Genomic DNA, 13,545 nt, shown 5'->3' on the forward strand with positions numbered 1-13,545 from the left:
GCCGGAAACGGAACGGCACACAACGAACATTCTGAATATCTTCAACCTTTTATCGGGAACCGAATGCATTCGGGTGGGTTGTTCCAAAACGATTGGGCGCAACCTTTTTTTCGATGATGGATATTCATGTCGCCAAAAAAACCGAACGGAATTTCCACCACCCCGTGTCAGCACTGTCCCTTGCGCGACCTGCCGCATTTCAGGGACTTTTCCTCTTCCGAACTGGATTTCGTCTCCCGTTTCAAGACAGGGGAACTGGCGGTCGAAAGCGGTTCCGTCATTTTGATGGAAGGGTCGCACAGCGCCCATCTCTACACTGTCCTTCAAGGCTGGGCTTTCCGTTATAAAACACTGGAAGACGGGAGGCGGCAGATCCTCAATTATGTCATGCCAGGCGATCTCGTCGGCCTGCAGGGCACGGTCATGGGGGAAATGCAGCATTCGGTGGAGGCGCTGTCGCCGGTGACGCTGTGTGTCTTCGAACGCTCGCGACTCAACAACCTCTTCACCGATCATCCGACCCTTGCCTATGACCTGACGTGGATTGCAGCAAGCGAGGAGCGCATGCTCGACAACCACTTGCTCAGCATCGGCCGGCGCACCGCGATCGAGCGTGCCGCGTATCTCATCGCGTTCCTTTACAGCAAGGCAAAGGCGGTTAATCTCGTGCAGGGCGAAACGCCGATCCCGGTGACCCAGCAGCACGTTGCCGATACGCTTGGCCTCTCCATCGTCCACACCAACAAGACCTTGAGAAAGCTTGTCGATCGCGGTCTGATTCGCTGGACGGACAAGGGCTGTCTGGTGCTGGACGATGCCGGACTGAGCCATGTTGCCGGTTGGCAAAACGATGAAAAGCGGCCAAGACCCTTCATCTGATCTTTTTTCGACATGTCTTTTTTAAATGACGTTGGGTCCGTAATTTGCGAACTCTGTCGACATGGCGCTTGAAAATCACATTGGCGACAGCGGCGCAAATCCGTCTGGTTCCCTTCACGTTGAAAGAAGAAGAAACATGGTGCCACAACGCTGCATCATCGTTGAAGATGAATATCTGGTGGCGCTTGACGTCGAGGCGGTTCTCCAGTCCATCGGCGTTGAAACCATCACGATTGCGACGACACTTGCGCAGGCACAGGACGCATTAGGGCGGGATGGCGCCGATTGCGTGCTTCTCGACGTCAGCCTTTCCGACGGCAAGAGTTACGATTTTGCCCGCCACCTGCGCGATCACGGAATTCCCTTCGGTTTCGTCAGCGGTTATGGCGACACGAGTGGTTTTCCCGAAGATCTCGTGCATGCGCCCCTGCTGGGCAAGCCTTTCGGTGAAAACGAAATCGCCGATTTCGTGACGACGCTCGTTGCTGCGGCGCGCGACACCGTAAAAGAATAACGTTTCGCCGTCAGATCGGTTATGATCGGGCTTGAATCGGAATTCGGACAGATTTCATGCAGTGGCAGGACGAGGCAATCATTCTCGGCGTAAAGCGTCATGGCGAGACCAGCGTCATCGCCGAGGTGATGACCCGTTTGCGCGGCCGCCATCTGGGGATGGTGCGCGGCGGGCGCTCCCGCAGCATGCAGCCGGTGCTGCAGGCGGGAAACCGGGTGGATGTGATCTGGCGGGCGCGGCTTGACGACCATCTCGGCGAATTCCGCATTGAGCCTTTGCAGTTGCGGGCAGCGCAATTGATGGAAACGGCAACCGCCGTTTATGGCGTGCAGGCCATGGGCGCGCTGCTGCGGCTTCTGCCGGAGCGTGACCCGCATCCGCATCTCTATCAGGCGCTCGACGTCATTCTCGACAATCTCCATGATCCGGTCGATGCTGGCGAATTGTTCGTACGGTTCGAGCTGGCGGTGCTCAACGATCTTGGTTTCGGCCTCGATCTCACGGAATGCGCTGCAACGGGCCTGCGCACCGATCTAATCTATGTATCGCCCAAAACGGGCAGGGCGGTCTGTAGTACGGCGGGCGCGCCCTATGCGGCGCGTATGCTTTCGCTTCCCGCTTTCCTGAGCGAAGGTCAGTCGAAGGCCGCCGATCGCGACAGCCTCGCGGCAGCCTTTCGCCTGACCGGCCATTTTCTCCACCGGCATGTCTATGATCCGCGCGGCCTCAATGAAAACGCCGCCCGCGACGGTTTCGTGCAGGCGGCGTTGAAGGCACTGGAGCGCAAGGCGATGCTGCCTGCGCTCGATAAGGCGGTATAGCCTCAGGCCATTGCTGGCCGAGGTGCGGGTCGTTCCTGAATAGGCCAATGCACGATGGCCGCAAAAATACCCATGCCGACGCCGAGCCACCAGACGAGATCGTAGGAGCCGAGCTTGTCGTAAAGGAAGCCGCCGAGCCAGACACCGAGGAACGAGCCGATCTGATGCGACAGGAATACGACGCCACCCAGCATGCCGAGATGGCGCGTGCCGAACATGATCGCCACCAGCGCATTGGTCGGCGGCACGGTGGAAAGCCACAGGATGCCCATCACGGCCGCGAAGATGATGACCGAAAGCGGCGTTTGCGGCAGAAGCAGGAAAGCCGTGACGGCGATTGAGCGGGCGATATAGATATAGGCCAGCAGATAGGGTTTCGAGTAACGCTGAGCAATGACGCCGGCGGCAAGCGATCCGATGATGTTGAAGAAGCCGATCAGCGCCATGGCGATGACCGCATAGCGGGGTTCGATGCCGATATCGCCGAGATAGGCCGGAAAATGCGCGGTGATGAAGGCCACCTGAAAACCGCAGACGAAAAAGCCGGTGGTCAAAAGCAGATAGCTCTTGTGGCCGAGCGCTTCTCTCAGCGCCTCGCCTGCAGTCTGCTTGAATTGCGTCTGCGACTGGCTGCCGGACGAGGAATTGCCGCGCATCGGATAGGCCAGCAGTGGCACCAGCATCATCATCACGGCAAGCCAGACGAGACTGTCCGACCAGCCATAGGTGGAAATCAGGCCCTGGCTGATTGGCGCAAACAGGAACATGCCCGCCGATCCCGCCGCGGTGCCGATGCCGAAGGCAAGCGAGCGTTGCTGCGGCGTAACATGCCGCGCGAAGGCCGAAAGAATGACGCTGAACGAACCAGCGGCAATGCCAAGCCCGACAAGCACGCCACCACCGAAATGCAGCCAGAAGGGCGACGTGCCGAAGGACATGCAGATGAGGCCAGCCGCATAGAGAAAGCCGGAAAGCACGAGCACACGGCCGGTGCCGAATTTATCGGCGATGGCGCCGAAGAATGGCTGGCCTAGACCCCAGAACAGGTTCTGAAACGCCATGGCAAGTCCGAAGGTGGAGCGGTCCCAGCCGGTATCGGCCAGCATGGGTAGCTGGAAAAAGCCCATCGCCGAGCGTGGCCCGAAGGTCATGACCGCGATCAGCGACCCGGCGACGATGATCGCCCAGGGCATGGTTTGGCGTGTGGCTTGCGACATGAAACTCTCCCGATGCAGTACCTCGCCCCGTGGGACGCTGTGCCGCAAAATTCCCCTTTGATGAGAGGAATATTATCTTTTGCAAGGCTGCCCCACTAGCAACTTTTCTTGACGGCACTATTCGTGCGATTGATGAGACACTCAGGTGAAATGCCATCGGGCAAGGTGAGGCAACGATGAAGCAGAATATTTACGACGACCAGCAGTTTTTCGAGCGCTACAGCGCCATGCCACGCTCTCTGGAGGGGCTGCGTCAGGCGGGCGAATGGCATGAGCTGCGCGCCATGTTGCCAGCGCTGAAAGACAAGACCGTTCTTGATCTCGGTTGCGGTTTTGGCTGGCATTGCCGCCATGCCGTAGAGCAGGGCGCGGCGCATGTCGTCGGGGTCGATCTGTCGGAAAATATGCTGCGCCGCGCCGCCGAGATAAACGGCGGCCCCGGCATCGAATATCGCCGCGCCGCGATCGAGGACATCGATTTTGCGCCGGAAAGCTTCGATCTGGTACTGAGCTCACTTGCTCTGCACTACGTCCGCGACCTCGATGCGGCATTCGCGAGAGTTTTCTCCGTGTTGAAATCCGGCGGCGACTTTGTCTTTTCCATCGAGCATCCCGTGTTCACGGCGCTGGACAAACAGGACTGGTTCTACGGCGAAGATGGCGAAATACTGCACTGGCCGCTCGATAACTATCAGAACGAGGGCGTGCGCCATTCCAACTGGATGGCGGATGATGTCGTCAAATATCACCGCACGGTGTCAGGCATTCTCAACGCCCTGCTGACTTCAGGCTTTGTGATCACGCGGCTCGCGGAACCGAGGCCCGATCCCGCCCTGCTGGCGGAGCGGCCGGAGATGAAACACGAAGACCGCCGTCCGATTTTCCTGATCGTCGGTGCGAAGAAGCCTTGATACGAGATCGTGAGATGCATCGCCCGGCAGCTTAACGCCTCTTGATCGCCCAGCCGTCCGGCCGTTCCTCGACTACCTTTGCCACATCGCCAACAGCTAGCCTGCCTTCGCCGCGCGGTGTGACATTCCAGCCGAAGAGCGGGCCGGGTACGCGCCGGTCGCCGGACATGCGGATGCGGCCCATGGCCTTCATGGGGGAAGGTACATCGCGCGAGCCGGTTATCTGGTCCTGCGTCGTCATGATGCAGCGGGCACAGGGCTTGACGAGGTCGAAACGAATGCCGCCGATCTCGATCGCCGCCCAGCGATCCTCCGCCCACGGCTCGTCCGTTTCCAGCACGATATTGGGCCGGAACCGCTCCATGCCAACGGCGTCCTCGCCATTTGCACGCATATTGTCGTTAAGGGCTGCAAGTGAAGCGGTGGTGGTGACGAGGATCTGGTAACCGTCCGCAAAGGTGACGGGCGTTTCGTTGCCGGTCCATTCGAGGCTCGCGATGCGTTTTGCGATGTCGTCGAAGAACACCAGCTTCACCTCGCGCCCAAGCCACTCAGACAATGTGTCGTTGGTTTCGCTATCGGCGATATTGGCGCTGACGATCGATTTCCACACGGCCACATCCATGCGCTGCCCGGAAGGCCTGGCGAAAATCTCGCCACCTGCTTCCCGCGAAAGCACCATGCCGCCATCCGCGTGCTGTGCCAGAACCGTGGCAATATCAGGCAATTCGCGCTGGGTGATGAAGTGGCCCGAAGGGTCGGTCAGCATGGCGCGCCGGTCGCCGGGCAGGCCTTCCGCCGAAACATCGCTTTTCGAGAGGACAATGCCGCGCGCGCTTTTCAGCGGGTAGATGTTGAGTTCGGTCACACGCATTCAGGTCTCCTCAGATTTCGTCGAGAAACAGGTCCAGCACCTGTTTCAGCCGCTCATGGCGGGCCTTTGCCAGTTCTCGCCCGGTTTCGGTGCGGAAACCATCCGCAAGCTTGAACAGCTTGGTTTCGAAATGGTCGATGGCGAAGGCGCGATCATCAAGCGGACGGTCCTTTGCCAGTGGATCGGCCGGGTCGTAGAGCGCCGAACCCATGCGTCCGGCAATGTAAAAGCAACGCGCAGCACCCACCATGCCGATGGCGTCCAGCCGGTCGGCATCCTGAAGGATCTTTGCCTCCAGCGTCTGCGGCTCGATATTGGCGGAAAAACTATGTGTGGTGATGGCATGCGCGGCGGCGTCAATATCGGCCTGACGCCAGCCAAGCCCGGCCAGAATGCCGGAGGCTTTTTCCGCCGCAAGGCGTGAGGCCTGCGCGCGAAGCGGCGAGTTCTTCTCCACCGCCACGCAATCATGCAAAAGCACGCTGGCCGCAAGCACCGTGCCATCGCCGCCTTCGCCCGCATGGATGCGCATGGCGTTGCGGAAGACGCGGTGGATATGGGCAAGATCGTGCGAGCCGTCGCCCGCATCGGCGGCATGCGGGATAAGGTCCTGCGCAAGCGCCTCATAGGGCGCAAAAGCCTCAGCCGGGATCATGTCTTCGGCTGCCGGGTGAGGATTTTCTGATAGAACAGACCGATACCGATCAGCACGGCGCCAAGCCCGATGAAGGACAGCGCCCGCAGCACGCCCTCAAGATTGCTCATGTCGATCAGGAACGCCTTGGCGACGGAGATCAGCACGAAGGCGGCGGATGCCAGGCGCAGGCTGCGGGCATTGAAGCGCGAACCGACGATGAGCAGCAATACGCCGATCAACAGCCAGACCACCGAGTAGCTGTAGGTCTCGCCCTGCAGGAAGCCTTTCCAGTTGGCAATGTTTTCACCCTGCCAGAAGCGGCGGACCGAAAGCGTGGCCCAGGCAAAGCCAAGTGCGGCACCCGCCACGGCCAGCAGGCTGACATAGGCTGCAGGCCGCTTGCCGCGTGCGTAATAGGCAAGGCCGCCATAGGCAAGCGCCGGCAGCAGGTAACCGATCAGCAGCAGGTTGAGGAACGGGATGCGGCCGGTATTTTCGCCGGTGAAATAGGGGTTCAGCGTGAAGAAATGCATCACCAGCACGTTGATGACGGCGATAACGCCTGCAATCATCGAGCCGTAACGGAAGACGGGGCTGGGGCTCTTCAAATCGAGCGTCATCAGTACGCCTGAAAAACCGATGGTCAGCAGCGTATAGATCGACTGTTCGCCAAGCGTCGGCACGCTTTCGTCCAGTGTGCCGCCATTCATCGCATGGCGGATGAGGATTGCGACCGCCAGCAGGCCCATCAGGCTGGCGATGGCCTGCAGGAAGTTCTTTGCCCGGAAGCTCGGCCAGTCGCGCAGCATCCAGGCGGAGACGATAGCTAGCAGCGCCGGAATGCCGTAACCCGGCAGAAGCGCGTTGAAGACCGGCGTGAGCCCAAGATTTTGCGGCCCGACGATGGTCGGCTCCCAGGCGATGCGGCCAAGAACGGCAACACTTGCCACCGCCATGACCCAGGGCAGCACATCCCATTTGCGCTGGCGGGTTGCCAGCACATAACCGAAACCGATGACGGAAAGCAGTATGGTTGTCGTAAGCCCCTCAGTCAGCGTGTGCAGGCTTAGCGCGAATGCGGCAAAGGAGCCGAGCACGAGGATGTTGAGCGGCTTGCGATAGGCCTCGTTGTTTTGTCGGTGCAGCCATTCGGCAGCGGCGATCAGCACGAAACCGAGGCCGAGGCCATAGGCTGCGTGCAGCCAGTCACGACCGAGATTTCCATATTCGACGAAGCTCGCGGTTCCGAGCCAGACCGGGAAGAGAGCTGCAATCCCCGCCCAGAGCTGGGCGAAATCCGGATCGTCCGCGCCCTTGCGTTTCAGGAAGGAAAAACCGCAGAGCAAAAGAATGGCGCCAAGACCAAGCGCCATGGCGATTTCAGCCATGTAGCCGGTTCGCACCGGCGGCAGCGCAATCGAGGTATCGTTGATGATGCCAATGAAATCGAGCCCGGAGCGAGACATCACCGAGACCGCAGCCTGCGCACCAAGTGCTGCGATCATGGCGGGCCAGACCGCGTTGCGGCAGGAAGCACCAAGGGCCGCCAGCCCTGCGATGAGCGCTGAGACAATCACGGCCGGATGAAGGTCGATACCGGCGCCGATGACGAGAAGGCTGAATGCCGGCAGGATCACGGCCATTGAGACGGTGAGATTGATGGCAAGCGAAGGGCGCAGCAAAAGCCGCATGGCGCGAACGGCGCGCCGCCCGGAAGTTACGGTTTCTCCCGTTTCGGCAGGTGCTGTGTCGAAATAGCGTCCGGGCCAGAGGAAGATCGTACCCGCCAGCATGACGAGCAGCGCAAGGACCGGAGGTGCGGCACTGATCGTGTCGGCGATGGCGATATAGCCGAGCGCCCAGAGGCCGAGACCGGCATTGGCAAGCGAGGGAGCCACGGTCCAGCGCTGCCTGCGCGCAGCAGCTGCTGTCGCGAGCCAGGATATGGTGAGGAAGACGAAGAGCGCCCAGATATTCGGGGTTTCAGTGGAAATCAGCGCAGGCGTCAGCATCGAACCCAAAAGGCCAAGACCGGCGAGCGCCTGCCCGTGCAGAAGTGAAAGGCCAATAGTGGCGAAGGCGACAAGCCCGAGCAGGATGAAAGCGGTGGTGGGGCTTATGTAGTCGTAAATGCCGTAGGCGGCATAGATAACGCCGAACAGCGTCAGTGCACCCGCTGCCGTCAGCACGCCAGGTATCATGGCGTTGGAATAGGTGGTGGCGATGCCCGGCACGGCCCTGCGGCGGATTGCTTCGCCGGCAAGACCGAGACCGAGGCCGAAAATGGCGGCGAGCGAAAGCCGCACGGCCGGGCTAAGGAGCCCAGACTCGATCGAATATTTGATCAGGAAAATGCCGCCGAGCGCCAGCGCCAGCCCACCTGCCCACACTGCCCAGCGTGCGCCCAGCAGACTTTCGAAGCTTTCCTTCGGGGCTGACGCGGATGCGGCCTCAGTGGAAAGCGCACTTGTCTCTTCCGCGCTGGCAAGGTTCTCCGCCGGCGCCATGGCCGCGGCCATTTCGGTTTCGGACGGATATTCCGTTTCGACGAACTCGTCTTCCGGCAAAGCCCGATCTTCTTCTTCCGCCCTGAAATCCGGGTTTTCCGCGGCTGCATCCGCCTCCGCCTGTGCGGCAAGAGGAGAGGCCGCCCCGGTGGCCATCAGCCGCTTCAGGCCGTGAACCTCACGCTCCAGCGACTTGATGCGGCTTGAATTGCGGATGCTTGCGACCAGCGTATAGATGAAGGCTGCGATGACGGCGAGGATGAGAAACGGGATTTCCAAACAGACTCTCCAATTACTAAGCTGTTTTTAAAGCCGTTTTGGCGAATTTATGCAAGGCTTGGTTGAGGGATGCGGGAGGTTGCCGTTTGTTTCTTCTGCCCGCCGGGGAGACGGTGGCCCGAAGGGTCGGATGAGGGGAAAACGTTGCCCAATCTCGCGGCCTTTGCCCCTTATACCGCTGCCGTGGCTTTCTGGCCGGCGGGGGAGACTAAACCGCGAGGCAACGTAGTATCGTCAGATGTCACGCCGCAAGCCAGTGCCGTGCCGCTTCGATATCGGCAAACCCAAGATCGTGACCGTCATCGATCATTTGCACTTCTGCCCGCGCGCCGCCGGCCACAAGCCTGCCTTGCACATCTGCCGCTCTGTCGCGATATTTGTCGCGTTCTCCGGCTACGAGCAGGAAGTTGCGTCCGGTAAGATCACTTTCCGGCCATCTATCGAGAATCGGCAACGGGCGATAAAGCAGCGCATCCCCGGCAAGCTCCGGGTAGAGTGCCGCAAAGGCCGCATAGAAATTTGCGCCGTTGGAATGGCCGATGAAGCGCAGTTTCGAACGATCCAGACCATAGGACCGAATGGCGCCGTCAATGAAGGCGGCAAAGGCTTCCGCTTCCGAGACGATATCCTTCTGGTCGAAGCTGAAATCAGGCAGACGCCTGAACCAGCGGGCGATGTCTTCCTCCGTGCTGCGGCCACGGACGCCGAGAAGCGTGGCGCCCGGAGCAGCCCGGTGCGCCAGCGGCATCAGGCTGGTTTCACTGCCGCCGGAACCGTGCAGCAGGATGATGGTGCTGCCATCCGGCTTCTCGGGCGTATAGAAGCGGTGCACGAAGGGCAGGTCGCGATAGACGATACGTTCTTCGCCCGGCATCGAAAATTGCGGCAGCGCAACGCGCACATCCGCTTCGTCCTTCATGAAGAGTGGCGGGATGAACAAATTTTCGCCGAGTGCCTCCAGCGGTTCGTCCACGGTCATGCCGGGAGCGTCGGTCGCCATTTCAATCAGCACGCCGCCCGGTTCACGGACATAAAGCGAGTGGAAATATTTTCGGTCGTGGGCATTCGTGCTGCTGGAATTCAGCGATTTCAGCTCGGCCAGAACCGCGTTCAACTCTTCCAGATCCTTCGCGCGGAAAGCGATGTGGTCAACAGTGCCGGTGCCCGGGGCGCTGGACCAGAAGCCGGTCGCGTCGCGCACGTCGATGATGTCGCCGCTTTGCGATATGAGCCGGCGGATCGCGCCTGTCTGGCTTTCCTGCCGGTAGCCGAAATATCTTGTAAGGAACGCCACGGTTTCTTCCGGCACCTCGCTCAGCATCGTCGCGCCATAAATCCGGCGAATGGCGTCTTCTGCCGGGATGTCGTTTGTCACATGCGGCGTGGCATCGGCGAAGGCGTTCGTGCCGACCAGCTTGACGATCAGGCCGTCAGGGTCTTTCAACCGGATGACAGGGGTTCCGAATTCGTCGGATGGGCCCTCGGCGCGGATGCCGAATTTCAGCGCGCGCGTCAGCCAGAAACCAATGCTGGCAGGGTCGATCGCCAGTGAAACTTCCAGCGTCTGGCCATAACCCACGCGGCCCTGCCCACCGTCTTCCCAGACGAGGAAGGTCAAAAGCGAGCCGGGCGAGGCGTTTCCGTCGCCGTAAAGCAGGTGAAGCTGCATGGCATCTTCAAAACCGGCAGTGCGTTTGACGAGCCTTAAGCCCAGAAAGCCGGCGTAAAAATCGACATTCGCCTGCACCTTCCGGGTGATCATCGTGATGTGGTGTATGCCCAGTGCAGAATTCATCTTGCCGTCCCCGCCGTTTTGCCTGCTGTTTGTGGCCCTATTTGTCCCACGCTGCGCCTGATCCGCAACCCCGGCAAGTGAGAACGCTGTGTTCGCTGCGTGAACGATATTGCTGTCGCTTCGTTGCATGCGGGATGGGCAAAAATCGGGCTTTTTGCCTGCCGGTTGACCATGAATGCCTTTAAAATAAGCATACAAAATAACGGCTATTTTGTATGCAATTTTATCTTGCCTTGATGGCTGGAATTGGGTCTTATGCAACCAATCCAACCATAACCATCAGGGGGAACAGATGATATTAACGCGTAGGTTGTTGTCGAGAGCTCTGGCCATTGCTGCAGTCGGTGCCGTTGCCGGGCTGTCGCTGCCGGTAACGAGCGCCCATGCCGAAACGCCGGTGAAATTCACGCTCGACTGGAAATTCGAGGGACCTGCAGCAGGTTTCCTGCTGGCGTTGGACAAGGGATACTTCAAGGCCGAAGGCCTCGACGTGACGATCGACAGCGGTAACGGCTCGGTGGAGGCCATTCCGCGCGTGGCAACCGGCGCTTACCAGATGGGTTTCGGCGACATCAATTCGGTGATCAAGTTCCTCGATGAGGATCCGAGCCAGAAGGTCAAGGCCGTTTACATGGTCTATGAACGCCCGACATTTGCTGTCGTGGGCCGCAAGTCGCTTGGTGTGACTGGCGACCCGAAGTCGCTGGAAGGCAAGAAGCTCGGCGCGCCGCCGCCGGATGGCGCTTTTGCGCAATGGCCAGCCTTCAAGCAGGTCGCGGGGCTGGACGACAGCAAGATCAAGATCGAATCGATCGGCTTTCCGGTGCGTGAGCCAATGCTCGCCAAGGGCGATGTCGACGGCGTCTTCGGTTTTGCCTTTTCGGTGATCCTCAACCTGAAAAAACAGGGCATTGCCGATGACGATATCTCGACCATCCTGATGGCCGAGCATGGCTTGAATCTTTATGGCAATGCCGTGCTGGTAAACACTGATTTTGCTGAGAAAAACCCTGATGCCGTCAAGGGTTTCCTCAAGGCGCTGGCCAAGGGCTTCGCCGATTCCGTCAAGGCCCCTGAAGAGGGTGTGGCGGCCGTGCTCAAGCGTAACGAGACGCTCGACAGCGCGATTGAGCTGGAACGCCTCAACATGGCCAACAGCATGAACATCAAGACGCCCTATGTGGTGGAAAATGGCATGGGCGGCGTCGATCCGGCCCGGCTTGCTGCCTCCCTCGAGACCCTGAAAGTTTCCATGGGTCTGAAAGGTAACGTCAAGGCAGAGCAGGTCTTCGACGCGGCTTACCTGCCGCCCAAGGAAGAGCGCATGCTTCCCTGATTGATGTCACGGCGACCGCCCGGATCGCTTGCCGGTCCGGGCGGTTTGCAATTTTTAAATAGCATGGGGGGCTGAAAAGGGGACTGCGATGTCACATCTTGTGGAAATAGACAATGTCGACATGCGTTACGGCGGGGCGGCCGGAACGCTGGCTGTATCCGGCCTCAACCTGACGGTCGACAAGGGGGAATTCGCTGCTGTCGTCGGCCCGTCGGGCTGCGGCAAGTCGACCCTGATGAAGCTGGTAACGGGGCTGCACATTCCGCAAAAGGGCAATGTCATCGTTGCCGGGCGGCAGGTCACGGAACCGGTTTCCATTGTCGGCATGGCGTTTCAGAACCCGACGATGCTGCCCTGGCGCACTACGCTCGAAAATATCCTGCTGCCGCTGGAGATCGTCGAGAAGCACCGCCGGCGTCTGCGCGCGCATAAGGCCGAATATGTCGCCAAAGCCGAACGCCTGCTGGAAATCGTCGGCCTCAAAGGCTTCGGCTCGAAGTTCCCCTGGCAGCTTTCCGGCGGCATGCAGCAACGCGCCAATCTCTGCCGCGCATTGATCCACGAGCCGGACCTTCTCATGCTGGATGAGCCCTTCGGCGCGCTCGACGCCTTTACCCGCGAGGAACTGTGGTGTGTCATCCGCGATCTGCATACGGCGCAGCGGGTTACCATCATTCTGGTGACGCACGATCTGCGCGAAGCGACCTTTCTCGCCGACAAGATTTTCGTGATGAGTGCAAGGCCGGGCCGCGTGCTGGCGGAACACCGCGTGCCTTTTGCGCGACCGCGCCAGCTGGATATCATGTATGACAAGGGTTTCAACGACATGGTGCAGGAACTGCATGGCGAGATAGCGCAGGCGAGGGTGGCGGCATGAGTGCGTTTGTGGAAAGCAGCATGGCAACCGCGCCGTCGAAACCGCTGATCGCCCGGGTCAACTGGGTGAAGGCCGCCCCCTGGCTATATACGCTGGCGCTGTTTGCAATGTGGGAATTGCTGGTTTACGCGCTGAAAATGCCGCCAACCATTCTGCCATCGCCCGTGCGTGTGGGGCAGGCCATCGTGCAATATTGGTCGCCGATCTGGAAGAACTCACTGCAGACGCTCTATACCACCACGCTCGGTTTTGCGATTGCCGTCGCGGCGGGTCTCGCCATCGGCCTCTTTATCGGCTGGTCGAAAACCATCTATGCCGGGCTTTATCCGCTGATGATCGGTTTTAATGCCATCCCCAAAGTGGCGTTGGTGCCGATCCTCGTCATCTGGTTCGGCATCGGCACTGTTCCCGCGGTTCTGACTGCGTTCCTGATTTCCTTCTTCCCCATCGTCGTCAACGTCGCGACCGGTTTGGCCACCATCGAGCCGGAAACTGAGGACGTGCTGCGCGCACTTGGCGCCAGGAAGATGGATATCATGCTGAAGGTCGGCATTCCGCGCTCCATGCCTTACTTCTTCGGCTCGCTGAAAATCGCCATCACGCTCGCCTTCGTCGGCTCGGTCGTATCGGAAACCGTCGCCTCCAATTATGGCCTCGGTAATATGATGAGTTCGGCGCAAAGCCAGTTCAACGTGCCACTGGTCTTTGCCGGTCTGTTGATGCTCGCCGTGGAAGGTATCGTCATGTATGCGATCATGGCCTGGCTCGAAAAGCGCATGACCGGCTGGGCGCATCGCTCGACCATGGGGCAGTAAGCGGGGAAAGGGCCGTATCAACTCGCATTGGTTGCCTTCTCCCCACTGGGGGGAAGGCGAAATCGTGACAATTCAAGGTTTGA

At 59.8% G+C, this 13,545-nt stretch carries 12 protein-coding genes; 7 read left to right on the top strand and 5 right to left on the bottom strand.

Features of this window, described 5'->3' with window-relative positions:
• The first annotated feature begins 126 nt into the window (after positions 1 to 126).
• The 3 genes from F617_RS0111305 (at position 127) to recO (ending at position 2,214) form a co-directional block, all read left to right on the top strand.
• Positions 127 to 879: a Crp/Fnr family transcriptional regulator gene (locus F617_RS0111305; RefSeq protein WP_003512249.1), complete on the top strand. Its 753-nt coding sequence runs from the start codon at positions 127 to 129 to the stop codon at positions 877 to 879.
• A 136-nt stretch (positions 880 to 1,015) separates the two neighbouring features.
• Positions 1,016 to 1,393 carry a response regulator gene (locus tag F617_RS0111310; RefSeq protein WP_025592901.1) on the top strand — a complete coding sequence of 126 codons (378 nt, stop codon included), beginning with the start codon at positions 1,016 to 1,018 and terminating at the stop codon, positions 1,391 to 1,393.
• A 56-nt stretch (positions 1,394 to 1,449) separates the two neighbouring features.
• The gene (gene recO, locus F617_RS0111315) at positions 1,450 to 2,214 is read left to right on the top strand and encodes a DNA repair protein RecO (protein WP_019565358.1); all 765 of its coding nucleotides are present in this window, start codon (positions 1,450 to 1,452) and stop codon (positions 2,212 to 2,214) included.
• Positions 2,215 to 2,216: 2 nt separating this feature from the next.
• On the opposite strand, the gene F617_RS0111320 is transcribed toward recO, so the two are convergent.
• Positions 2,217 to 3,431, bottom strand: coding sequence for an MFS transporter (locus F617_RS0111320; protein WP_003512255.1), 1,215 nt, complete (start codon positions 3,429 to 3,431; stop codon positions 2,217 to 2,219).
• A gap of 176 nt (positions 3,432 to 3,607) precedes the next feature.
• On the opposite strand from F617_RS0111320, the gene F617_RS0111325 reads away from it, so the two are divergent.
• A complete protein-coding gene (locus F617_RS0111325; protein WP_019565359.1) occupies positions 3,608 to 4,342 on the top strand; it encodes a class I SAM-dependent methyltransferase in 735 nt (244 codons plus the stop codon).
• 31 nt (positions 4,343 to 4,373) lie between these two features.
• On the opposite strand, the gene F617_RS0111330 is transcribed toward F617_RS0111325, so the two are convergent.
• From F617_RS0111330 to F617_RS0111345, 4 genes are all read right to left on the bottom strand, one after another.
• Complete coding sequence (locus F617_RS0111330) at positions 4,374 to 5,216, bottom strand: MOSC domain-containing protein (RefSeq protein WP_013635801.1); 843 nt, start codon at positions 5,214 to 5,216, stop codon at positions 4,374 to 4,376.
• A gap of 10 nt (positions 5,217 to 5,226) precedes the next feature.
• Entirely contained in the window at positions 5,227 to 5,871 is a 645-nt protein-coding gene (locus tag F617_RS0111335) for an HD domain-containing protein (protein WP_019565360.1), read from the bottom strand.
• Positions 5,868 to 8,639, bottom strand: coding sequence for a DUF2339 domain-containing protein (locus tag F617_RS0111340; protein WP_019565361.1), 2,772 nt, complete (start codon positions 8,637 to 8,639; stop codon positions 5,868 to 5,870). The genes F617_RS0111335 and F617_RS0111340 overlap by 4 nt, the downstream gene beginning before the upstream one ends.
• Positions 8,640 to 8,880: 241 nt before the next feature.
• Complete coding sequence (locus F617_RS0111345; RefSeq protein WP_026330791.1) at positions 8,881 to 10,434, bottom strand: VOC family protein; 1,554 nt, start codon at positions 10,432 to 10,434, stop codon at positions 8,881 to 8,883.
• Between the two features lie 292 nt (positions 10,435 to 10,726).
• Here F617_RS0111345 and F617_RS0111350 point away from each other — a divergent pair, with 292 nt between their 5' ends.
• From F617_RS0111350 to F617_RS0111360, 3 genes are all read left to right on the top strand, one after another.
• Entirely contained in the window at positions 10,727 to 11,770 is a 1,044-nt protein-coding gene (locus tag F617_RS0111350; RefSeq protein WP_026330792.1) for an ABC transporter substrate-binding protein, read from the top strand.
• Between the two features lie 88 nt (positions 11,771 to 11,858).
• Positions 11,859 to 12,647, top strand: a complete 789-nt coding sequence (locus F617_RS0111355) for an ABC transporter ATP-binding protein (RefSeq protein WP_003512279.1) — start codon at positions 11,859 to 11,861, stop codon at positions 12,645 to 12,647.
• On the top strand, positions 12,644 to 13,462 hold the full coding sequence (locus tag F617_RS0111360) for an ABC transporter permease (RefSeq protein ID WP_003512280.1): 819 nt from the start codon (positions 12,644 to 12,646) through the stop codon (positions 13,460 to 13,462). Before F617_RS0111355 ends, F617_RS0111360 begins: the two co-directional genes overlap by 4 nt.
• The last annotated feature ends 83 nt before the right edge of the window (positions 13,463 to 13,545 follow it).

The sequence above is a fragment of the Agrobacterium sp. 10MFCol1.1 genome, assembly GCF_000381165.1.
Taxonomy (GTDB): Bacteria; Pseudomonadota; Alphaproteobacteria; order Rhizobiales; family Rhizobiaceae; genus Agrobacterium; species Agrobacterium tumefaciens.

Excerpts from the sequence above, each read along its gene's own strand:
- F617_RS0111305 (WP_003512249.1), top strand. The coding sequence starts at position 127 with ATGTCGCCAAAAAAACCGAACGGAATTTCCACCACCCCGTGTCAGCAC.
- F617_RS0111310 (WP_025592901.1), top strand. The coding sequence starts at position 1,016 with ATGGTGCCACAACGCTGCATCATCGTTGAAGATGAATATCTGGTGGCG.
- recO (WP_019565358.1), top strand. The coding sequence starts at position 1,450 with ATGCAGTGGCAGGACGAGGCAATCATTCTCGGCGTAAAGCGTCATGGC.
- F617_RS0111320 (WP_003512255.1), bottom strand. The coding sequence starts at position 3,431 with ATGTCGCAAGCCACACGCCAAACCATGCCCTGGGCGATCATCGTCGCC.
- F617_RS0111325 (WP_019565359.1), top strand. The coding sequence starts at position 3,608 with ATGAAGCAGAATATTTACGACGACCAGCAGTTTTTCGAGCGCTACAGC.
- F617_RS0111330 (WP_013635801.1), bottom strand. The coding sequence starts at position 5,216 with ATGCGTGTGACCGAACTCAACATCTACCCGCTGAAAAGCGCGCGCGGC.
- F617_RS0111335 (WP_019565360.1), bottom strand. The coding sequence starts at position 5,871 with ATGATCCCGGCTGAGGCTTTTGCGCCCTATGAGGCGCTTGCGCAGGAC.
- F617_RS0111345 (WP_026330791.1), bottom strand. The coding sequence starts at position 10,434 with ATGAATTCTGCACTGGGCATACACCACATCACGATGATCACCCGGAAG.
- F617_RS0111350 (WP_026330792.1), top strand. The coding sequence starts at position 10,727 with ATGATATTAACGCGTAGGTTGTTGTCGAGAGCTCTGGCCATTGCTGCA.
- F617_RS0111355 (WP_003512279.1), top strand. The coding sequence starts at position 11,859 with ATGTCACATCTTGTGGAAATAGACAATGTCGACATGCGTTACGGCGGG.
- F617_RS0111360 (WP_003512280.1), top strand. The coding sequence starts at position 12,644 with ATGAGTGCGTTTGTGGAAAGCAGCATGGCAACCGCGCCGTCGAAACCG.